Origin of the sequence: Chryseobacterium sp. SSA4.19 (assembly GCF_022601875.1) — a bacterium.
Taxonomy (GTDB): domain Bacteria; phylum Bacteroidota; class Bacteroidia; order Flavobacteriales; family Weeksellaceae; genus Chryseobacterium.
Genome location: NZ_JAKVIP010000004.1, coordinates 71,797 through 92,653, shown reverse-complemented (window position 1 = coordinate 92,653; position 20,857 = coordinate 71,797). Strand labels below are relative to the sequence as shown.

The 20,857-nt window shown below is 35.8% G+C and carries 19 protein-coding genes; 5 read left to right on the top strand and 14 right to left on the bottom strand.

Annotation, left to right across the window (positions count from 1 at the left end):
• Positions 1 to 198: 198 nt before the first annotated feature.
• Genes MKJ01_RS03760 through MKJ01_RS03750 form a run of 3 tightly spaced genes read right to left on the bottom strand, consistent with a single transcriptional unit; the run spans position 199 to position 1,827 of the window.
• Positions 199 to 708, bottom strand: a complete 510-nt coding sequence (locus MKJ01_RS03760; protein ID WP_241611856.1) for a hypothetical protein — start codon at positions 706 to 708, stop codon at positions 199 to 201.
• Between the two features lie 7 nt (positions 709 to 715).
• Positions 716 to 1,258, bottom strand: a complete 543-nt coding sequence (locus tag MKJ01_RS03755; protein ID WP_241611857.1) for a hypothetical protein — start codon at positions 1,256 to 1,258, stop codon at positions 716 to 718.
• Between the two features lie 17 nt (positions 1,259 to 1,275).
• Positions 1,276 to 1,827, bottom strand: coding sequence for an RNA polymerase sigma factor (locus tag MKJ01_RS03750; protein ID WP_241611858.1), 552 nt, complete (start codon positions 1,825 to 1,827; stop codon positions 1,276 to 1,278).
• A gap of 326 nt (positions 1,828 to 2,153) precedes the next feature.
• Here MKJ01_RS03750 and MKJ01_RS03745 point away from each other — a divergent pair, with 326 nt between their 5' ends.
• The 4 genes from MKJ01_RS03745 to MKJ01_RS03730 all read left to right on the top strand — a co-directional run bounded on the left by MKJ01_RS03745 (position 2,154) and on the right by MKJ01_RS03730 (position 6,662).
• On the top strand, positions 2,154 to 2,903 hold the full coding sequence (locus MKJ01_RS03745) for a Rossmann-like and DUF2520 domain-containing protein (RefSeq protein WP_241611859.1): 750 nt from the start codon (positions 2,154 to 2,156) through the stop codon (positions 2,901 to 2,903).
• Positions 2,893 to 3,411 (top strand): HAD family hydrolase, encoded by a 519-nt coding sequence (locus MKJ01_RS03740; protein WP_241611860.1) that lies wholly within the window; start codon positions 2,893 to 2,895, stop codon positions 3,409 to 3,411. The genes MKJ01_RS03745 and MKJ01_RS03740 overlap by 11 nt, the downstream gene beginning before the upstream one ends.
• Positions 3,412 to 3,421: 10 nt before the next feature.
• Positions 3,422 to 3,976: a nucleoside triphosphate pyrophosphatase gene (locus MKJ01_RS03735; protein ID WP_241611862.1), complete on the top strand. Its 555-nt coding sequence runs from the start codon at positions 3,422 to 3,424 to the stop codon at positions 3,974 to 3,976.
• 85 nt (positions 3,977 to 4,061) lie between these two features.
• On the top strand, positions 4,062 to 6,662 hold the full coding sequence (locus MKJ01_RS03730) for a tetratricopeptide repeat protein (RefSeq protein WP_241611863.1): 2,601 nt from the start codon (positions 4,062 to 4,064) through the stop codon (positions 6,660 to 6,662).
• Between the two features lie 56 nt (positions 6,663 to 6,718).
• Here MKJ01_RS03730 and tsaB read toward each other — a convergent pair whose 3' ends face one another.
• The 7 genes from tsaB to rpiB form a co-directional block, all read right to left on the bottom strand.
• Positions 6,719 to 7,405, bottom strand: a complete 687-nt coding sequence (tsaB, locus tag MKJ01_RS03725) for a tRNA (adenosine(37)-N6)-threonylcarbamoyltransferase complex dimerization subunit type 1 TsaB (RefSeq protein WP_241611865.1) — start codon at positions 7,403 to 7,405, stop codon at positions 6,719 to 6,721.
• Between the two features lie 48 nt (positions 7,406 to 7,453).
• Positions 7,454 to 8,230: an SDR family NAD(P)-dependent oxidoreductase gene (locus tag MKJ01_RS03720; protein WP_241611867.1), complete on the bottom strand. Its 777-nt coding sequence runs from the start codon at positions 8,228 to 8,230 to the stop codon at positions 7,454 to 7,456.
• A 48-nt stretch (positions 8,231 to 8,278) separates the two neighbouring features.
• Entirely contained in the window at positions 8,279 to 8,650 is a 372-nt protein-coding gene (locus tag MKJ01_RS03715; protein WP_241611869.1) for a YraN family protein, read from the bottom strand.
• A gap of 14 nt (positions 8,651 to 8,664) precedes the next feature.
• Complete coding sequence (locus MKJ01_RS03710; RefSeq protein ID WP_241611872.1) at positions 8,665 to 9,594, bottom strand: LD-carboxypeptidase; 930 nt, start codon at positions 9,592 to 9,594, stop codon at positions 8,665 to 8,667.
• Positions 9,591 to 10,277 carry a LysE family translocator gene (locus tag MKJ01_RS03705; protein ID WP_241611874.1) on the bottom strand — a complete coding sequence of 229 codons (687 nt, stop codon included), beginning with the start codon at positions 10,275 to 10,277 and terminating at the stop codon, positions 9,591 to 9,593. Before MKJ01_RS03705 ends, MKJ01_RS03710 begins: the two co-directional genes overlap by 4 nt.
• A gap of 70 nt (positions 10,278 to 10,347) precedes the next feature.
• The gene (rnr, locus tag MKJ01_RS03700) at positions 10,348 to 12,501 is read right to left on the bottom strand and encodes a ribonuclease R (protein ID WP_241611876.1); all 2,154 of its coding nucleotides are present in this window, start codon (positions 12,499 to 12,501) and stop codon (positions 10,348 to 10,350) included.
• Positions 12,502 to 12,791: 290 nt separating this feature from the next.
• On the bottom strand, positions 12,792 to 13,226 hold the full coding sequence (gene rpiB, locus MKJ01_RS03695; protein WP_241611879.1) for a ribose 5-phosphate isomerase B: 435 nt from the start codon (positions 13,224 to 13,226) through the stop codon (positions 12,792 to 12,794).
• A 564-nt stretch (positions 13,227 to 13,790) separates the two neighbouring features.
• Between rpiB and pgk the strand changes: the two genes are divergently transcribed.
• Positions 13,791 to 14,981 (top strand): phosphoglycerate kinase, encoded by a 1,191-nt coding sequence (gene pgk, locus MKJ01_RS03690; RefSeq protein WP_241611881.1) that lies wholly within the window; start codon positions 13,791 to 13,793, stop codon positions 14,979 to 14,981.
• A gap of 357 nt (positions 14,982 to 15,338) precedes the next feature.
• Here the strand turns inward: pgk and MKJ01_RS03685 are convergent, their stop codons facing one another.
• The 4 genes from MKJ01_RS03685 to MKJ01_RS03670 all read right to left on the bottom strand — a co-directional run bounded on the left by MKJ01_RS03685 (position 15,339) and on the right by MKJ01_RS03670 (position 20,855).
• Complete coding sequence (locus tag MKJ01_RS03685; protein WP_241611883.1) at positions 15,339 to 16,160, bottom strand: class I SAM-dependent methyltransferase; 822 nt, start codon at positions 16,158 to 16,160, stop codon at positions 15,339 to 15,341.
• A 102-nt stretch (positions 16,161 to 16,262) separates the two neighbouring features.
• On the bottom strand, positions 16,263 to 18,125 hold the full coding sequence (mnmG, locus tag MKJ01_RS03680; RefSeq protein WP_241611884.1) for a tRNA uridine-5-carboxymethylaminomethyl(34) synthesis enzyme MnmG: 1,863 nt from the start codon (positions 18,123 to 18,125) through the stop codon (positions 16,263 to 16,265).
• 151 nt (positions 18,126 to 18,276) lie between these two features.
• Positions 18,277 to 18,687 carry an rRNA maturation RNase YbeY gene (gene ybeY / locus MKJ01_RS03675; RefSeq protein WP_241611886.1) on the bottom strand — a complete coding sequence of 137 codons (411 nt, stop codon included), beginning with the start codon at positions 18,685 to 18,687 and terminating at the stop codon, positions 18,277 to 18,279.
• A gap of 8 nt (positions 18,688 to 18,695) precedes the next feature.
• A complete protein-coding gene (locus MKJ01_RS03670; protein WP_241611888.1) occupies positions 18,696 to 20,855 on the bottom strand; it encodes a patatin-like phospholipase family protein in 2,160 nt (719 codons plus the stop codon).
• Positions 20,856 to 20,857: the final 2 nt, after the last annotated feature.

The window sequence follows — 20,857 nt, the reverse complement described above, 5'->3', positions numbered from 1 at the left end:
GACGGTTGTTTCAAAATGTAAGCTTTCTTATATTGTCCTGTCTTTATATACTCTACTTTCTGTGCTTTCATCAATGCCAGAATAAATTAATAAAATATATTTTCACCATTAAATTTTTGTGAAAACTAAGCATTGCTTTAAAATTAAACGACTCTCACAATACATTGTAAGAGTCGTCCAACATTAAAAAATAAACTATTATGGGTTTTGCCTTGGCCTTGGCGCATTGTTATTGTCGCGGGGCTTTCTTTCATTCATCTTATCTCTCATCATTCCCTCAGACTGAAACAGCTTCAAGACTTTCTGGCAAGGAATAATCTGCTGCATCTTATCAGCATATTTTTTTCTATTATCTAATAACTTCTGTCCTACTTCAAAGCTCTGCTGCAATTTAGCTTTTGCTTCCTCATCAGATAAACTTTCAGCATCGAAATTGGCATTAAACTGACTTTTAATCTGCTTCTGGCTTTCCAGATACTCATTATAAATATTCGTAAATTCATCCTTATCGCTTGAATCTATATTCAGATTATCCATCACCATATTATTACGGAACTTATTAAGAAGTGTTTTCCTTTCTTCAGGAGAAAGATTGTTGATTACTTCTTTTCTCTGTTTAGGATTCATTTTCTTCCAATCGTAATCTGTTTTCTGGGCATTCAGACCAAAAGCATACATTATAAAAAGCGTAAATAATATCTTTTTCATCGTCATTTTAATTATATAAATCCAAGTAAACATCCTGTGTCGAATTACTTGCCAATTCTGAAATTTCAGAATTTGTAAAGGAATCCAGAAAGGCGTTCATCTGGGCTTCATTTTCTTTTGAAACAGGTTTGGCCGTTTGGTTTGTTTTGCCTGTTAAGGTCTTTTTTGCTTTATTTTCCTTTGCTAATGACCTTTTACTTTCTCCGCTTTCCATTGTTTGATTATCACTTTCTACAGAAGTTAAATCAGATTTTAATGTTTCATAAGCAATCTGGCTTTCTGTTTTCTTTTCAGAATTATTCACCATATTCTTAAATTGCGAACTTCCAGAATCTTTTGCTGTTTCATTATAAGAATTAAAAACAAAAGTCGCTCCAAAAATCAACGCTAACGATGCCGCTGCTGCATATACCCAATTTAACTTGAATACAGGCGCTTTCTTATTTGCTTTTACATCATGTATTACCTTCTCCTGAATGGTATTGAAAAGATCATCAGGCATCCGGTAGATATTTTTGCGCTCCAGCTTTTCTATATCAAAATCTTTCATTTCTTTTATTTCAAAAATTATCTTTCGTAATTTTCTTTAATATATTCTTCTATTTTTTGTTTGGCATAATGATAATTTGTTTTTAATGTCCCTACCGACATATCTACGATTTTAGATATTTCTTCATAAGGGAGGTCATCATAATACCGCATCATAAATACCAGTTTCTGCTTTTCCGGCAGGCTTTGTATAGCATTCTGTAATAATATCTGTATTTCCTCTGCATCCCCGTCTGTATTATCAGCAATCAGGTTTTGCATGTAGTATTCAGGATCTTCATCTGATTTCTGCATTCTTTTCAGCTTATTAATCTGCTGTAATGCTTCATTGGTTGCAATTCTGTACAGCCATGTGTACAACTGACTATCGTTTTTAAACTGATGAAAATTCTGATAAGCTTTAATAAAAGTTTCCTGCAAAGTATCCTGAGCAAGATCTCCGTCCACAATAATTCTTCTTATGTGCCAATACAATCTGCTTTGATAAGCATCCATCAGAGCACGAACTCCTTTTTCCTGAGTCCGTGGGTTTTGCATCAACGAAATAATTTCCGCGTCCTTAATCTTCATAAGATGCTTTCATTGTTTTGGATTATAAAAATAATTGAAAGTTAAATTACGTATTCAACTTTTAGTCCAAATAGGTGGACTAAATATAATAAATCTACCACTCTTCTTCTTAATATACGGGCAAAAGATATAAAAAAATAAATAGTATAATTTATTTACAATAGGCATCTCCGTTGAAATAACGAATTATAATAAACATTAAATCTTTAAAAAATAATTATTCTAAGTTTATGTATAATTCCGTAATCCTTACGTTCTGAAAGATAACTTTAATCTTCCTATGGTATACCCTTTTTAAACTAAAGTGAAAATCTTATCTTTGTTCAATGCAAACTGTAATTATCGGTTCCGGAAATGTTGCTTATCATCTTGCTAAAGCATTTGTTTCCAATACCATTCCTTTATTTCAGATTTTTGGAAGAAATGAACAGGAATTAAGAAACTTATCTGAGGAATTACAAGTTCCTTATTCAACTAAAAACCTAAGTGATGCGGATCTTTACATTATTTGTGTCAGTGACAATTCTATAGAAGATGTTTCTAAAATCATTACCAATAAAAACTGTCTCGTAGCACATACTTCAGGTTCGCTCCCAATAGATATTTTAGTAGGAGAGTATAGAAAATCAAGCTTTTACCCCTTACAGACTTTTTCAAAAACAAAGAAAATGGATTACCGCAATATTCCATTTTTCATTGAAACGGAAAACAATGATGATAGTAAAATGTTATGTAACATTGCTTCTTCCATCTCTGAAAATGTTATGGAAAGTACCTATGAGAAAAGGAAATACATCCATCTGACAGCAGTTTTTGCCTGCAACTTTGTCAATCACCTTTTCTCAAGGGCAAAAGAGATTTCTGATACCCAGGATATTCCTTTCAATTATTTCTTGCCACTGATTGATGAAACGGTTCAGAAAATTCATGAATTTGAACCTAAATCTGCCCAAACAGGACCTGCTGTGAGAAATGATAAAAGAATCCTGGAAATTCATGAGCAGCTTTTAAAGGATGAAAGCCTGGAAATTTATAAGACAATGAATCATTCTATTCAAAAAATGTATGAGCTATAAAGAAAAACTAAAAAATATAAAAGCATTTGTGTTTGATGTAGACGGAGTTTTCACGGACGGAAGTGTCTATCTTCTGCCCGGAGGCAATATGTGCAGGGTAATGAATGTGCTGGACGGATATGCTGTGGTTAAAGCCATCAAAAACAATTACCTGATTGGAGTTATCACCGGTGGAAATGATGAAATGGTAAAACACAGGATCCATTATCTGGGTATTGAAGATTATTACTCCAAATCTCCTGATAAGATGATAGATTTCGAAGACTTTAAGAAGAAATACAATCTTAAAAATGAAGAAATTCTGACAATGGGCGATGATATTCCTGATGTAAACATCATGAAAAATTCCGCCATTGCAGCCTGTCCTGAAAATGCAGTGCCTGAAATTAAAGAAATTGCAACTTATATTTCTCCGAAAAAGGGTGGGAGCGGGGCCGTACGTGATGTCATCGAGCAGGTCATGAAAGTTCAGGGAAAATGGCATGAGGACAATACACAATCGGTTTAATTAATTGACTATGAAATTATTACTTGCCTCACAGTCTCCCAGAAGAAAAGAGCTATTATCCAATCTGGGTTTTGAATTTGAAGTGGTGAAGATTGACTGTGATGAAATAGTTCCTGAACATATTACAGTGGGAGAGTCTGCTGCTTACTTATCTGAACTTAAATCAAATGCTTTCAGGCAATTGGAAAAGGATGAAGTTTTGTTGACAGCAGATACCGTAGTGGCTATTGACAACCAATTTCTTGGAAAACCCATGAATGAAGAGGATGCTAAAAAAATGCTGAAGATTCTTTCCGGAAAGATCCATCAGGTTTACACTGGCATAACCATTAAAACTTTAAATAAAACCATTACTAAGACTGATGTAGCCGATGTGGAATTTGATCTCATAACAGATGAGGAAGCAGACTATTATATTGAACATTACAGACCTTTTGACAAAGCAGGAAGCTATGGCATCCAGGAATGGCTGGGAATGGCCAAAATTAAAAATATGAAAGGAAGCTTTTATACGATCATGGGGCTTCCTACCCATTTGGTTTACAAAATTTTGAAAGAAATATAATGAGTTTCCATATAAAATTTTGTTATTTTTACAAAATCATCAAACTACTGATAATAAAAAGTAGTTTAGCGAGTTATATTGAATAATGAAAAAGAATATTTTATTCCTTTTAATCCTTTGCATTGCTGCTTCATGTGCTACCAAAACCAAGAAGCCGGAACAGCGATCGAAGTTCATGAAAGGATTTACCACATATTACAATACCTTATTTAATGCAAAAGATGCATTAAATAACGAGTTTGAAACCAGAGATAAAGCCCATAAAGATAATTTTTATGCGCCGTTTATTCCTATTTTAACTTATGAAGACCAGCCTTTGGGAAGTGATCTGGGACAATCTTCAGCTTTTGCTGAAAATTCCATGAAAATGGCTGAAGTCAATAGGCCTCAGCAAAACGGGAATGGAAGAGGAGGAGTGCAAGGAATGCCTGGAAATCCTGCAATGTCCGGCGCACCTGGAATGGGAGCGGGGAGTGCAGCGGGTGATCCGAACCAGACGGGTCAAAAAGGAGCAAGTACTTTGGAAATTGCAGAGGCAAAAGCTTTAAAAGCCATCAATAAATATTCTGTGATCAAGCATGGTGAAGAAAAGAATAAGCAGATTTTTGATGCCTATATGATTCTTGCGCAGGCAAGGATTTACAGAGGAAAATCATTGGAAGCCCTTGATGCGCTTAATTATGTGTTCACCCATATGAAGGATGATAAAAGAATTCCTCTGGCAAGAATTTATCAGGGTCTTGCCTATGATCAGGTGAAAGACTACCATAAAGCACATGATGTTTTCGCCAAGCTGAAAAGTGAAAAAATCAGTAAACAATATGAGAAGCTGCTCAGTATTTATTATTCTGAATCACTTCTGGATGCCGGAAAGAAAGAGGAAGCCGTAAGGGAGCTGGACAATGCTTTTGAACTCAACACCAACAGAAAACTGAAAAGCAGGATTGCCTATCTGAGAGGGCAGGTCTTGGAAAATCTTAATCAAAATGAAAAAGCCAGAGAAAGTTTCATGGCTGCTTATAAATATGCCAATGATTTTGAATTCGAAGTAAAATCCCAGATCGAAATTGCTAAAACGTTCAATGGAAACGGAGATTACAGCGGAGCCAGGAAATATCTTGAAGACATCAGTACCAAAGGAACATACGGCTCAAGAAAGAACGAATTTTATTATGCTTTGGGACTTATGGCCAATAAAGCAGGAAAAAAAGAAGAAGCCCAGGAATATTTCAGAAAATCCCTGACCGAAAAAGTTTCCGACGGGCAGATCCGCGGCCTGGCTTATTATGAAATCGGAAAAGGATACCTGGATAAGAATGATTATATCGGTGCAGGAGCTTATTATGATTCTGCTTTGGCAGTAATGACGTATGAAACTTCAAAAGTACTTTTGGCAGATCAGTCGGTTTACATTAAAAAAATCTCTAAAAATTATTATCTGATTAAAAAAAATGACAGTATTCTGAACCTGGCCAGGATGTCCCCGGAACAAAAAACTGATTTTTTCTCAAAATATATTGCCAAAATAAAAGCCAAAGAAGAAAAAGAACAGCTGGAGAGAAGACGTGCGGAAAGAAGCAAAGGTTTTGATTCAGGAGATTACAATGCCACCTCAATCTTTGCCAACAATTCAAATTCGTTTGAAGATTTCGGAGTGTCAACCAAAGGGTTTTATTTTTCCAATACAGGAACGGTTTCTAAAGGAACCCAGACCTTTAAACAAACCTGGGGAGACCGGGCTCTGGTTGATAACTGGCGTTCATCAAAAAAAATGGCGACTATTGAAGATATGAAAAATGATGCTTTGGGTACAACCGCTGCACCGAACCCGAGACGTTTTGAGCCGGCTTTTTATATTGAACAGGTCCCATCAGACATCGCAAAGCTAGATCAGCTGAAAAAAGACAGGGATACGGCTTCCCTCGGTTTAGGAGTTATGTATCAGAATTATTTTACCAACACTCCTTTAGCTACTAAAACATTGTATGATCTTGTAGAGGTAAAACCTGAAGAAAAAGTCATGCTGCAGGCATTATATGAGATTTTTGCGATGAATTACCTGAAGAATCCACAGGCTGCAGAAAAGGCAAAACAGATTCTTTTAAAAGACTATCCTTATACTTCTTATGCTGAATTTGCAAGAAATCCGAAAAACAGCACTTTTGTTAAATCTTCTGAAGATGTTGAAAATCAATATAAACAAGCATTTGCATTATATAAATCCGAGAAATTCGGGGAGAGCAGAGACCTTATAGATCAAACGATTCAGAAATATCCGAAAGATGCACTCGTCCCCAAACTGTATCTGCTGAATGCATTCAATTCAGGGAAATCGAGTGGAAAAGAAGTCATGATCCTTCAATTGGAGCAGATTGTTTTAAATTATTCCAAAACACCTGAAGGACAGAAGGCTAAGGAAATGCTGAACTACCTGAAAACCGACCTGTCATTCCAGCCAACGGACAATAAAGGGAATATGCTACCCAAAAATACAGGGAATTTAAGCACTAACATCCCTCAGCAATCCGGGCCAGGTGGCCTGCAAAATTCCGGGAACGGACAAATGAGCAATCCACAGCCAAAGTCTTCCGGCATAAACGGTAACCGGCAAAGAAAGAAAGAAAACAGCAATCAACAGTTACAGCCTATGGATCTCAATTCGGCGGCTCCTGCAAAAGCACAATAAATAAAAAAGCGAAGGATATAATGTTCTTCGCTTTTTTAGTGCAGTTTATCTTTTGATCATATAGAATCTGATGATTTATTTTTTTTTACGCCATGAAAACCTTTAAGATAGAACGGTTCGAAATACGCGATATCTTCAAACTCTTTATCATGAATTTTTTTAATCGTTCTTTGGATCAGATACCGTGCAGAAGGGTAGACGTCTTTATTAAATTCAGCATTGGGAAGCTGTAAAACTTCTTTTGCCTTTTCGGCACCGTCGCCTATAAACAATACTTTTTTATCTTTAAGTTCTCCGAAAGAATACTCATCTAAAATTTTCGCTTCCGTTAAAGACATTTCATCTCCCGTTTTACCGTCATAAGAAGCCGTATAAACCTCCATTCTTCTTGCATCAATCAAAGGGATAACCAGATCATAGTTTTTTCCTAAAAACGGCTCTATCATGCTTTCCATAGAATTTACGGCAATTAAGGGAACCTTTAATCCATAACAAAATCCTTTTGCTGAAGAAGCACCTATCCTAAGACCTGTATAAGATCCCGGACCTTTACCTAAAGAAACCGCTTCAATATCTTTTATTGAGATACCCGCTCCCTCCAAAGCCCATTCTACAAAAGTATGAAGACTTTCAGACTGTTTATAATTTTCAGAGACCTCTTCGGTAAGACACAGTAAATTTTCGTCATCCGAGATTGCTACAGAACAGTTTTTTGAAGAAGTTTCAAGATATAAAATTTTCATTTTTTTAATTTAAGCTGAACCTATTGTGCAGAATTATTTTGAATATTCCTACAAATTTAAGGCATTATTTTGAATCTGATTTCTGTAAATCGTTCTCGGTTCTGCCTGTGCAGCAGGGTAGATGGTCATATCGGAAATGCATACATGCTTCGGTGCATTGATGCAGTAGGCTATAGATTCTGCAATATCTTCAGCTTTTAGCGGCTCATATCCTGCGTAAACCGATGATGCTCTGTCACTGTCTCCTTTAAATCTTACCATTGAAAACTCGGTTTCTACAGCTCCCGGCTGAATATTGGTCACCTTTATTCCGAATTCCGTCAGTTCAAGCCTCATTCCTTCGGAAATAACATCAACGGCTTTTTTGGTTGCACAATAGACCACACCATTAACATAGGTTTGTCTTGCCGCCACAGAACTGATGTTCACAATATGTCCCGAGTTTCTTTCTTTCATTCCCGGAATAATCATTTTCGAGACATATAGAAGCCCTTTTACATTCCCGTCAATCATAGAATCCCAATCATCGGTTTTCCCTGCAGAAAGAGGATCCAGACCATGGGCATTCCCGGCATTATTGATGAGTACATCGATATTCTCCCATTCATCGGGAAGTGAACTGATTGCTTTTTCAACTTCATCTAAGTTTCTTACATCAAATTCCAAACTAAATATTTCGGTAAAAGTAGAAAGTTCAACTTGCAGTGATTCCAAAACTTCTTTTCTTCTCCCGCAGATGATAATTCTGTTTCCTTGCTTGGCCAAAAGCTCTGCGGTAGATTTTCCTATTCCGGATGTGGCCCCGGTGATTAATATGGTTTTCATAAAATATTCCTTTTAATATCAAATACGATAGATTGCTAAATGATGATATCAGTTTGCATCGAACGCTTCAAAAGCATCAATAATATGCTCAATCATTAAATTTTTTCTTTCATCGGGAAGAACGGTAATCACATCAAACCTCACTTCCTGGTGCTTGTTAAACTCTTCCATATAATGGTTGGCTGCTGATACAATAGATTTGATTTTAGTTTTTGTCACTGCTTCCTGTGGCGATATAAAAGCATCGGTAGATCTGGCTTTTACTTCCACGATGACAATCTGATTATCAATTTCAGCAATAATATCGATCTCCGCTTTTTGAAAACGAAAATTCCTGACGAGGATTTTATAGCCATTTTTCTGCAAAAATTCTGCCGCCAAATCTTCTGCTTTTTTACCGAAATCGTTATGATCTGCCATATTCCGAATAAAAATTAAAAGTGAATTTCAACCTTATCTTCAATATTTATTTTTATATCAGCTCCTATGATCAACGGCCTGTTATCTTTAATATGCCCGTTCGGGAAACTGAATATTACCGGGAAATTATATTTTGAAATCCTGTCTGAAATTAACTCGTAAGCTAATTCATCGAAGCTTTCTTTATATTGAACGTTCTCTTTTTCGTCACCCATATTGGTCATTCCGCCAACAATCAGACCCGAAATTTTATTAAAAACCCCGGCTAGCTCTAAGCTCATGATCATCCGGTCAAGAGCATAAAAACTTTCACCTATATCTTCTATGAATAAAATTCTATTCTTAAATTTAAATGAATATTTGGTTCCGAGAAGCGCATAAATCAAGGCTAGATTTCCTCCAACCAGCTGTCCTTTCGCCGTACCGGTTTTATTCAACTGGTGTGATGCAAAAACATAATCCGGTTTTTTTCCTTCTAAAATATCGAAAATCAAATCATAACTTTCTTCAGTGACTCCGAAGCCTGAGGTTTTAACCGTCTGCCCGTGGATGGAAGCAAAGCCTTTTTTTAAAAGGTAACTTTGAATAACCGTATTATCGGAATATCCAATATACCACTTCGGATGATCTTTAAAGTTATTCAGTTCAATGTGCTCAATCAGATGCTGGCATCCGTAACCGCCTCTTGAAGCCCAGACAGCCGAAATTTCAGGCTCGTTAAAAGCCCAATTGAGATCTTGTATTCTTTCCTGCTCTGTTCCTGCATAGGTATATCCTTTGAAAAACTGAGTATATACATGTTCTCCTAAAACAGGTTCATATCCTTTGTTCTTAATCATGCTTATCCCTTCCTCCAACTGAGATGATTGTACAGCTCCTGCAGGCGATATAACCGCAATTTTATCTCCTTGTTTTAGGGAAGCAGGAAATATTATTTTTTTCATTTTTGTTTTTGGTATTTTACTTCGGTTTTTTCAGCTTCCTCCAATCGCTTATCGAACTGATTGAATTTTTTGAAACTCTGTAAAAAGATAAAGAAACTGAAACCGATAAGAATCCCGCCAACAATTTTTCTGATTTTGTTAGCCAGATTTTGTGTCAGCTTATCGTGAAACTGCTTGGCCAGAAATATTTTAATCAGGTCTATAAAAAGATAAGTCCCGATCACAATGCCAATGTATAAAATAAAATTACCGGTATCCGGATATTGATTCCTGACAGAAATCACCGTTACCAACCAGAAGAGGATTACTCCTACATTTAAAAGATTAAAGAAAAAACCATTAATGAATGTTTTAAAATAATTCTGACTAATAATTTTTTCTTCGCCCGGCAAATGCATCTTGGTTTTCGTAAACATCATCACAATTCCGTATGCGAAAATAAGTATGGCTGTAATCCTGTAAAATCCGGGATGTTTATCAATTAAAGTTACAATATCTGCGCTTGCATAATATGCTGCCAATATACACAGTAAATCTGCGGAAATGACTCCTATATCCAATGCTAAAGCATGCTTTGGGCCCCGGGAAAAGCTGGTTTCTATGAGAAGAAAGAAAATAGGTCCTATAAAAACCAGACTCAGCATAAATCCTAATGCGATGGCAGATATTATCAGTTCAAACATTCAGTAGTTTTTTAAATGAAAATAAGAAAATTTTCATTCGATTGTTACAAATTTAAACTTTATGATTTAATTATTCAACAATCTTAAAATCCAACTGCTTCTGAATAAGATTTGCCTTAACCACTTTTATCTTTACCTGGTCTCCCAGCTGGTATCTGTTGCCGGTTCTTGATCCGTAGACAGCGTGGGTCGCCTTATCGTAGGTATAAGAATCGTCCATTAAATCTCTTAATTTAATCAGGCCTTCGGCTCCGTTTTCAGGGATTTCAACCCAGAAACCGAATTCGGCGACTCCTGAAATAACTCCGGTAAAAGTTTCTCCCAGATGTTTTTCCATGAATTTTACCTGCATGTATTTAATGGAATCCCTTTCTGCATCGGCAGCCAGTCTTTCCATGGAACTGCAGTGCTTGGCTTTTTCTTCCAGCTCCGCTTTGTTAGGGGATTTTCCACCATCTAGGTAATGCTGTAATAACCTGTGGGCAAGCAAATCCGGATAACGGCGGATAGGAGAGGTGAAGTGACTGTAGTAATCAAATCCAAGACCATAGTGGCCGATAGGTTCTGTAGAATATACCGCTTTGCTCATACTTCGCATAGCCAGCGTTTCAATCATATTTTCTTCGCCTTTGCCTTTTACGTCATGCAGTAATCTGTTTAAAGATTCAGCTACTTTTTTGGTATTGGCAAGATCCATTTTGTATCCGAACGTAGAAACAAAATCCCTTAAAGATTCTAATTTGGCAGGATCCGGGTCATCGTGTACCCTGTAAATAAAGGTATTCTGGGAAATATCTCCTCTTTTATTCAGGGAGACAAATTCAGATACTTTTTTATTGGCCAGCAACATAAATTCTTCAATCAGGTGATTTGAATCTTTACTGATCTTAAAGTATACGCCTACAGGATTATTGTTTTCATCCAGATTAAACCTGACTTCACTTCTGTCAAAGGTAATCGCACCGTCTTTAATTCTTTTCTGGCGCATAATTTTGGCCAGCTTATCCAATACCAGGATTTCCTCTTTAAAATCGCCTTCGTGGCCTTCTATTCTTTCCTGAGCTTCTTCATAGGTAAACCTTCTGTCGGAATGAATAACAGTTCTTCCGAACCATTGTTTATGTATCTTGGCATCGTCATCCAGTTCAAATACCGCCGAAAATGTGAATTTATCTTCGTTTGGACGGAGTGAGCAGACATCATTACTTAAAACCTCAGGAAGCATAGGCACTACACGGTCTACAAGATAAACTGAAGTAGCTCTCTGATAGGCTTCATCATCCAGAATCGTTCCCGGTACTACATAATGCGAAACATCTGCGATATGAACACCGATCTCCCAGTTCCCATTTTCTAATTTTCTGATCGATAAGGCATCATCAAAGTCTTTGGCATCTTTAGGATCAATGGTGAAAGTAGTAATTCCACGCATGTCCCGGCGTTTTGCCACTTCGTCATCATTAATACTTCTGTCAATCTTATCTGCATCTCTCTCAACATCTTCAGGAAACGTGTAAGGAAGACCATATTCTGCAAGGATAGAGTGAATTTCAGTTTCATGTTCTCCGGGTGAACCTAACACTTGAGTGATTTCACCTTCAGGATTTTTATCGCCCGGTCTCCATTCTGTCATTTTTACAATTACCTTATCACCATCTTCAGCACCCCCGAATTTTCCTTTCGGAATGAAAATATCTGTATTGATTGTTTTCTTATCGCAAACCACAAATCCGAAATCTTTATGGGCAACCACCTGCAAAGTACCTACGAATTCAGTCCTCGATCTCTCCAGAACTTCAAGCACAGAACCTTCCAGCTTTTTTCCTTTGTAGGTATAGGTTACAATTAATACTTTATCACCCTGTAATGCATCTTTAACATTTTTAGAATGGATAAACACATCATCCTCAAGGCCTTCTACATTAACGTAAGCATTTCCGGATTGGTTAAAATCAATGATACCGGTCAGGGTTCCTTTGATATTCATATTAATGATATACTTTCCTTTTTCAGGTTCTTTGATCCTGTCAGCGGCCTGCAGCTTATGCAAAGCTTGTATGACAAGCTCTCTTTGTCTGGGATTCCGATAATCAATTCCGTCTGAAATTTGTTTGTAATTATATATTTTTGTTGAATTTTCATTCATGAAACGCAGGATGAGCCTTCCGATTTCCTGCAACTTATGGTCATTTTTCTGACTTATATATTTTCTTTTTTTTGGCATTTTATTATTGTTTAATGGGTTATAGTTTTAATTAGATTAAAACCATTTAAACCTGGTGCTTATCATCTACAGCATCAATTTTCCTTCCAATCTACTGATGGTAGGAGCATTTAGTTTCTATAAATTTAAAACAAATATGGAGAAGAGCGGAGAAAAACCTTATTTTAATATGATGATTAATAAAACAGGTTACTTGGGAATACTTAGAGTATCATATTCCTTTCCGGATGCAAATATAGACAATAAAAAATAAATAAGGCTTGTAACCAGATTTACAAGCCTTTATCAATTTAGCAAAAAGCGATTTTATCAACTCTTGTCTTGTGTCTGCCTCCTTCAAAATCTGTCGAAAGAAATTTATCTGCAATTTCAATGGCTAATTCTTTAGAGATGAACCTTGCAGGAATGGAAATCATGTTTGCATCATTATGCTGTCTTGCCAAAGACGCTATCTCAGGCATCCAGCAAAGTGCACAACGGATTTTCTGATGTTTATTAGCCGTGATTTGAACACCATTCCCGCTTCCGCATATGAGAATGCCCAGCTCGTTTTCCCCGTTTTCAACAGAAGTTGCCGCAGGATGTACGAAATCAGGATAATCCACACTGTCTGTGGAAAACGTTCCAAAATCCTGAATTTCAAACTTTTCCGATAAATAGTTCTTAACAATCTCTTTATATTCAAACCCTGCATGGTCTGCAGCAATTGCAATTTTTCTTTTCATAACAGCAGTATTAAGCTTTTTTAGATTTATTTCCGGACAAAGGTAAGAATAATAACAAAACCTGTTAGTTGTTAGCGGGTAAATTGTGAGCATCATTGTGAATAACTGTTGATAACTCTGGCAAAATAAATGTTTCGTAACATTGTAAAAATTTGTAATGCAAAGTACGTCCAAAAATTCTCCTGCAATTTTTAAAAAACTTTCAGGTGAGAAGTCACCACTTTTTCCAGAAATCACTTATCCAGAAACCAAATTGGGGAAAAGTTATCAATATTTGTTAATAAGTGACTAAAAAAACAGATTCACAGACTATTATAATGTAAATAAATTGTGAATTGTCCAAAAATAGGATGTTATAAAGATTCTATCCAAAAGTTATCCCCTAAACTCACAACACTCAACAACAATAGCGTATTCTTTTTTATATAAAAAAAAATTGTTGGTTAGTGGATGTTGGTCTTGCGGAGAAAATCGGGAAAAACTTTTCTGAAAACTTTTCCGGGGCTCCAGCACTTTCAAAATTTTAAAATCTTACATTTGTGAAAAGAAAATTCCAGGTTATTTATGAAAACAATCAATGATTTCAATTTTAAGGATAAAAAGGCTCTGGTAAGAGTGGATTTCAATGTTCCTCAGGACGACCAGCTGAAAGTTGCAGATAATACAAGAATTTCAGCGGTAAAGCCTACCGTGGATAAAATCCTTAATGATGGAGGATCCGTAATTTTAATGGCACACTTAGGAAGACCAAAAGGAGAGGCAAAAGACGAGTTTTCACTTAAACATATAACGGGCGAAGTTTCTCAGGTTCTGGGTAGGGAAGTAAAGTTTGTGGAAGACTCTATAGGTGAAAAAGCGGTGCAGGCTGCTTCTGAAATTAAACCCGGAGAGATCTTATTACTTGAAAATCTGCGTTTTCATAATGAAGAAGAGAAAGGAGACCGTGATTTTGCCCAAAAGCTTTCTCAACTTGCTGATGCTTATGTAAATGATGCATTCGGAACTGCTCACAGAGCCCATGCCTCGACAGCTGTAATTGCAGAATTTTTTCCTTCAACTAAATTTTTCGGTTTATCAATGACTGATGAATTAAAAGCTATTGATAAAGTATTGAAGAGCGGTGAAAAACCTGTAACAGCAATTCTAGGAGGTTCTAAAGTTTCAACTAAAATTACCATTATAGAAAATATTTTGCCGGCAGTGGATAATTTGATTATCGGAGGTGGAATGGCTTTTACTTTTATTAAGGCATTAGGCGGGAAGGTAGGAAATTCTTTAATTGAAGAAGACAAGCTTTCCCTGGCTCTTGAAATCCTTGGAAAAGCAAAAGAACATAAAGTAAAAGTATATTTACCTTCTGATGTTATTATTGCCGAAAGTTTCAGTAATGATGCGGAGAGACAGGAATCGGATATTTACACCATCCCGGAAGGATGGATGGGACTTGACGCCGGACCCAAATCACGAGATCAGTTTAACGATGTTCTTCTTAATTCCAGAACTATTCTTTGGAACGGTCCGATCGGTGTCTTTGAAATGTCAAATTTTGCTGCCGGAACTATTGCTCTTGGCGATAGTATTGCTGAAGCTACTAAACTGGGTGCTTTTTCTTTAGTTGGAGGAGGGGACAGCGTGGCCTTTGTAAAACAGTTTGGATATGAAGACAGAGTAAGTTATGTTTCTACGGGTGGTGGAGCCATGCTTGAAAGTCTGGAAGGTCTTGAACTTCCGGGAGTGGCTGCCATTAATAAGTAATAATTAAAATTCAAATATTAAAAAACTCTGCTGATGGTTTTAGCAGAGTTTTTTATTTGCAATTATCAATTGTAAATTTTACATTTTAAATAAGCTTAGGATAAGAAAAACAAATAAGTTTAATATGTATATACCTGATCATATTTAAATATATTTATAATTATCTCTCAACTTAGTTTTGAAGAAAACATAATCTGACTAAATTGAGATAATAAAATACAGATTTAAATTTTAATAGAATCTAAAGATCTTTGGTAGAATTTTAAATAAAAAACTCGTGCAAATTTGCATGAGTTTTTTAATTTTTATAAAAAAGCGCTAAATCCTGCCTTCATAAATAGGCTTAAAATCTAATTTCTATTTTTTTTCGATAATATATATCAAACTTGAAAATTCGTTCGAAAAAAGGGCTTTTACGTTAGAAATGGTTCCGTAAAGGAGTGCATTTAACCAAAAAAGTGGTGATTTTTTATATTTTTCGCTTAACATGGAAATGTAATAGGAATCTAAAACCAAAGGCTTAATTTTTCTTAATTTCCAGTTTGCTTTTTTTGAAATTAAATTTTCCATACCATTTTTTGAAAAATGATAAATATGTCTGGGAACATCATAAGCTGCCCAAAATTCTTTATAGTGCTTTGCATCATAAGAAGTAGGGTTGGGAACAGCTATAATTAATAGTCCTTTTTCTTTCAATTTTTTACTGAAAATTTCAAGCATTTCATCCTGGTTTTCAATATGTTCAAATACATGCCATAAAGTGATAGCATCCAAGGTATAATCTTCAATGTTATTGATATTATCCAGAATAGCAGCTTTTGAGATCTTACTTAATGCGGAATTTCTTGCATCAATATCCGGCTCGAATCCTAATGTTTCAAAATCATTTTCTATATATTTTACAAATTCTCCAGCGCCACATCCATAATCTAAAACTTTAGAGCCCTTTTTGATACGGTCTAAAAGAATTGTTTTTTTATATTGTAAATTGAACGACTGTAAAAATTTATAAAGCTTTTCTTTTAAACTTCCGGAATCCTGATGATGGGAAATGTAATCTTCACTTTCATAATATTTGGAAATATCGAATGGAACAGGAGAGGTCTTATAAACTCCTTGAATTTCTGTTTCTTTAATTTCAAATATTTCCTGAGAGAGAAAATGATCCTTAATTTTCATTGTATGTGATAATTTAAAATGAAATTTGAAGCTGTTCTGAGCCTCAAATTTCATTTAACTTTAGTAAAAATGGTTTAATGTTTCACGTGAAACATAATCCCGTTAACGTCCTAAATAAACTAATAAAACATTTATATCTGCAGGAGATACACCACTTATTCTTCCTGCCTGTGCAATAGTTTTTGGCCTTACATTACTCATTTTTTGCTTCGCTTCTAAGGACAGACTGGAAATTTTAGTATAATCAAAATCATCAGGAATTTTAATATTTTCCAAACGATTCAGTTTCGCTACATTTTCCTTTTCTTTTTCTATATATCCTTTGTATTTAATATTAATCTCGGCCTGTTCTTTTATTTCATTATTGTATTGAGATGCCTTATTCTTAATAGCTTCAATTTTTTCCAGCTTTTCCAGAGTCATATTAGGTCTGGTAAGAATCTGTGAAGCTCTGTATGCCTGGTCTACGGGACTGCTTTCTATAGTTTCAAGAATAGGATTGATCATTCCGGGTTTTAAAGAAGTTTCACGAAGAAAGCTCTCAAGTTCTTCACTTTGAGCTACTTTCTCATTAACTTTTATGAGTCTGTCTTCTTTCGCTAATCCGAGATCAAAAGATCTTTGAGTTAACCTTATATCTGCATTATCCTGTCTTAAAAGCAACCTGTACTCGGCTCTGGAAGTAAACATTCTATAAGGCTCTTCTGTACCTTTTGTAATAAGATCATCTACCAAAACACCGATGTAAGCTTCATCCCTGTTAAGAATGAATTCATCTTTTTCGTATACTTTGTTATGGGCATTGATTCCTGCAATTAAACCTTGCCCGGCTGCTTCTTCGTAGCCTGTTGTACCATTAATCTGGCCTGCAAAAAATAAATTATCAATCAATTTTGTTTCTAAGGTATGCTTTAACTGAGTAGGAGGGAAGTAGTCATATTCAATAGCATAGCCCGGACGGAATACCTTTACATTCTGAAATCCCGGTATGTGCTTCATTGCTTTAACCTGTACATCTTCCGGCAAAGAAGAGCTGAATCCATTGACATAAATTTCCACGGTTCTCCAGCCTTCCGGTTCTACAAATAACTGGTGCCTGTTTCTCTCTGCAAAACGGTTGATTTTATCTTCAATACTTGGGCAATATCTTGGTCCTAAACTTTGAATTGTTCCATTAAACATAGGACTTCTGTCAAATCCTTCACGTAAAATATCATGAACCGTCTCATTAGTATATACGATATGACAGCTTAATTGTTTTGTTAATTTCGGTGTATCTGAATAACTGAATTTCTGAGGATTTTCATCTCCTTTCTGTTCTTCCATTTTAGAATAATCCAGGCTTCTTCCATCTACTCTTGGTGGAGTACCTGTTTTCATTCTTCCTGCTTCGAAACCTAAGGATACCAATTGCTCAGTAATGCCAAAGGCTCTGGGTTCACCCATTCTTCCGCCTCCTAACTGTTTGTCGCCAACATGGATCAATCCGTTAAGGAAAGTACCATTTGTCAAAACTACCGAATGTGCTTTTATCTCAATTCCTAAAGAAGTAACCACTCCGGCAACTTTATTATTTTCTATAATAAGCTGCTTTACCATATCCTGGAAAAAATCAAGATTAGGGGTATTTTCTAAGGCCAGACGCCACTCTTCAGCGAAAAGCATTCTGTCATTCTGTGTTCTTGGAGACCACATAGCAGGACCTTTTGAAAGGTTGAGCATTTTAAATTGAATAGCAGATTTATCAGCAATAATTCCTGAATAACCTCCCATGGCATCAATTTCACGAACGATCTGTCCTTTTGCAATTCCGCCCATTGCAGGGTTGCAGCTCATCTGACCGATGGTCTGCATATTCATAGTAACCAAAAGTGTTTTTGAACCCAGGTTGGCTGCAGCGGCTGCAGCTTCACATCCTGCATGTCCAGCTCCCACTACAATAACATCATATATTTCTGAAATCATTTTATGCTTATTTAAGCCTTAATTTTTTTTAATTTTTAATTAATGTTTCACGTGAAACATTCTTCCGGAACAGGTGCTTAAATGGCGTGTATTCCGGCAAATTCAGAAGATGTTAGCGTATAATGAATTCATTTTATTTAAATAAAAATCCTTAATTCTTATACTTGGCTAAATAAAAATCTTCTTTACTTCGCATTGTCTTTTCTTCTGCCTCAGTTTTATCTTTATATCCGGAGAGATGAAGTACACCATGAGCCAATACTCGTCTCAGTTCTTCTTCATATTCTCTGGATAGGGCAGAAGCATTGTCAGAAATGCGCTGCAAAGATACAAAAATCTCACCGCTTATCGTTCTGCCTTTTACATAGTCAAAAGTTATAATGTCTGTGTAATAATCATGCTGTAAATAATCCTGATTTACTTTTAAAAGATATTCGTCATCGCAGAAAATATAATTGATTTCACCCAGCTTTTTTCCTTCCGAAAGGATAATATCTTCCAGCCATGCAGTATACTGTATGTTTACAGATTCGGGTACGTTTTCGTAAAAAAATTGTATCATGATGTAATTTAAAACCAGTGTCCTAAAATAACACTGAATATTCCTTTTTGATTATTTTTGAGTGAATGACTGAAATTGATTTTAATCTGTCCGAAAGGCGATTTATATCCTGCGGTAAGTCCAAGTGAACTGTAATTTAATTTTACAGCATCCTCAAAACTTATATCATTTGACAGATTGGCTAACGAAAAGTTTCCGCTTAAGAAGTAGTTTTTATTGAATTTAAACTGAAGATCATTTGATATCAGAACTACATTATTTGTACCGAGCTGTCCAAAATAAAATCCTGAAAAGTTTCTAAAGTTTACGATGTTTTGCTCAAAGATTCCTCCAAGTTTATATTGATAAAACTGAGGGAGATTTTCTCCAATCGTAATTCCACCATATAAATTGAGACGGTATGCAAACTGCTTGGTAAGTGGGAAATTAATTCTAATGTCTGCCTTCACTTGAACCAGTCTTTTTTCAACATCAGATTTAAGAAGATCTATCACTTTTCCTTCAGCATTAATATAAATTCCCCGGGTAGGAAAATCCTTGTCATCCTGGGTATCACTTTTCAAAGATAAATAAGGATTTAGAAAACGGCTGTATTGCTTGTTATTTCCATTAATTTCTGTTTCAAAATAATCATGGCTTATTCCACCTCCAACAGCGAACTTATCTTTCCAGATCGACTGGATATACACTTCATTTCTTAACCACATCCAATTTTCAACATCATTATTATCTGCATTTTTGAGGTTAAAGCTCATACCTGAAGAATAGACTCCAAAGCCAGGAATGTATCCATTGTCTATAAAATAATTTAAATAATATCGCGGTTTATCTCCTACAATAACATCGAGGGATAGATTGGAATTTTTAAATAAAAGTCTTTTGGCTGAATAATTCAACAGAAGACCGGTTTTGAAAATTTCGTCATAATGCAAACCGAATTTTACAAAATGCCTGGAATTGTCTTCCGTGACGTAAAGCTTAAGGTAATTGGCATTATTTTCTGTAATGATATCGTAATTGATGAATCTATAATTGTTTGTCGCAACAAGTTTATCTATTTTTTTATTGATGCTTCCATAGGTTTGAAGAGAGGGGAGGCGTAATCCCATTTTTCCGAGTATATAGTTTTCTCCGTAAATACGGCTGCCTTCTATTGAAATGCTGTCAATCTTATAAACATTTGAATAAATAGGGTTCATATACTGCCGGAGACGTTCAAAGGGACGCTTCGGAAGCTCATTCAGAATCTTTGAATATTTAAGACCTTCTGCATATCCGCTGTCAAGAATTTTTTTCTTTTCGTCATAGCTGGTGGCCGTCATTCCTTTCAGATCCGGCTTGATATTGATGTCTGTATATTTATACTGTCTGCGGGTATCTTTTTTAATTCCAAAATCAATGACCTGGTTTAAGATTGCAACAATGCTGTTCAGATCTTCACGTTTGGAAAGATCCTGGTTAAGATCCACACCAATAACAATATCAATCCCTTTATCCTTTAAAGGTTTGGACGGATAATTGACTGTCATCGCACCATCAATATAAATACTGTCTCCAATCTTTACTGGGTCCATCAAAGATGGGAAAGCAGAACTTGCCATAATTGACTGTACAAGGTCCCCTTTTTCAAAAATCTGCATATTCCCGCTTTCCAGATTGGTAGCGACACACATAAAAGGAATTGGGAGCTTGGAGAAATCATTGATGTTGGAAACATTCTTAAAAAGCTCTTTTAATAGATAAACGTTTTTCTGGCCTGTACTTATAGAAGAGGGAAGGGTTATTTTTCCGTTCTTAAGAGGAATAGATAAAAGGTATTTATCAACCGATTTATTGAAGAAAGTGGCTTCCTGTCTGGTGGCTTTCGGATCCAAGATCAAAGAATAAAAATCCGTATCCATAACGATTTTTTCTATTTCTTTCCCTGAATATCCTGAAGCATATAAACCGCCTACAATAGCACCCATACTTGTTCCGGAGATATAGTCTACCTTTACTCCCAAAGAGTCCAGTACCTTAAGCACTCCGACATGAGAAAATCCTTTAGCTCCGCCACCGGCAAGGGAAAGCCCGATTCTGGGATTATTAGGAATCTTCAGATCTTTCTTTACCTGAGAATGAATCAAAAGCATTTGAAATGCAAATAAGAGTATCAGGAGCTTTCTCATAG

What these genes read in the sequence shown, in the direction of transcription:
- MKJ01_RS03755 (WP_241611857.1), bottom strand. Translation starts at nt 1,258, where the DNA reads ATGAAAGATTTTGATATAGAAAAGCTGGAGCGCAAAAATATCTACCGG.
- MKJ01_RS03715 (WP_241611869.1), bottom strand. Translation starts at nt 8,650, where the DNA reads ATGGCAGATCATAACGATTTCGGTAAAAAAGCAGAAGATTTGGCGGCA.
- pgk (WP_241611881.1), top strand. Translation starts at nt 13,791, where the DNA reads ATGAAAACAATCAATGATTTCAATTTTAAGGATAAAAAGGCTCTGGTA.
- tsaB (WP_241611865.1), bottom strand. Translation starts at nt 7,405, where the DNA reads ATGAAAATTTTATATCTTGAAACTTCTTCAAAAAACTGTTCTGTAGCA.
- MKJ01_RS03750 (WP_241611858.1), bottom strand. Translation starts at nt 1,827, where the DNA reads ATGAAGATTAAGGACGCGGAAATTATTTCGTTGATGCAAAACCCACGG.
- rnr (WP_241611876.1), bottom strand. Translation starts at nt 12,501, where the DNA reads ATGCCAAAAAAAAGAAAATATATAAGTCAGAAAAATGACCATAAGTTG.
- rpiB (WP_241611879.1), bottom strand. Translation starts at nt 13,226, where the DNA reads ATGAAAAGAAAAATTGCAATTGCTGCAGACCATGCAGGGTTTGAATAT.
- MKJ01_RS03740 (WP_241611860.1), top strand. Translation starts at nt 2,893, where the DNA reads ATGAGCTATAAAGAAAAACTAAAAAATATAAAAGCATTTGTGTTTGAT.
- MKJ01_RS03745 (WP_241611859.1), top strand. Translation starts at nt 2,154, where the DNA reads ATGCAAACTGTAATTATCGGTTCCGGAAATGTTGCTTATCATCTTGCT.
- MKJ01_RS03730 (WP_241611863.1), top strand. Translation starts at nt 4,062, where the DNA reads ATGAAAAAGAATATTTTATTCCTTTTAATCCTTTGCATTGCTGCTTCA.
- MKJ01_RS03685 (WP_241611883.1), bottom strand. Translation starts at nt 16,160, where the DNA reads ATGAAAATTAAGGATCATTTTCTCTCTCAGGAAATATTTGAAATTAAA.
- ybeY (WP_241611886.1), bottom strand. Translation starts at nt 18,687, where the DNA reads ATGATACAATTTTTTTACGAAAACGTACCCGAATCTGTAAACATACAG.
- MKJ01_RS03720 (WP_241611867.1), bottom strand. Translation starts at nt 8,230, where the DNA reads ATGAAAACCATATTAATCACCGGGGCCACATCCGGAATAGGAAAATCT.
- MKJ01_RS03705 (WP_241611874.1), bottom strand. Translation starts at nt 10,277, where the DNA reads ATGTTTGAACTGATAATATCTGCCATCGCATTAGGATTTATGCTGAGT.
- MKJ01_RS03710 (WP_241611872.1), bottom strand. Translation starts at nt 9,594, where the DNA reads ATGAAAAAAATAATATTTCCTGCTTCCCTAAAACAAGGAGATAAAATT.
- mnmG (WP_241611884.1), bottom strand. Translation starts at nt 18,125, where the DNA reads ATGATTTCAGAAATATATGATGTTATTGTAGTGGGAGCTGGACATGCA.
- MKJ01_RS03735 (WP_241611862.1), top strand. Translation starts at nt 3,422, where the DNA reads ATGAAATTATTACTTGCCTCACAGTCTCCCAGAAGAAAAGAGCTATTA.
- MKJ01_RS03760 (WP_241611856.1), bottom strand. Translation starts at nt 708, where the DNA reads ATGAAAAAGATATTATTTACGCTTTTTATAATGTATGCTTTTGGTCTG.
- MKJ01_RS03670 (WP_241611888.1), bottom strand. Translation starts at nt 20,855, where the DNA reads ATGAGAAAGCTCCTGATACTCTTATTTGCATTTCAAATGCTTTTGATT.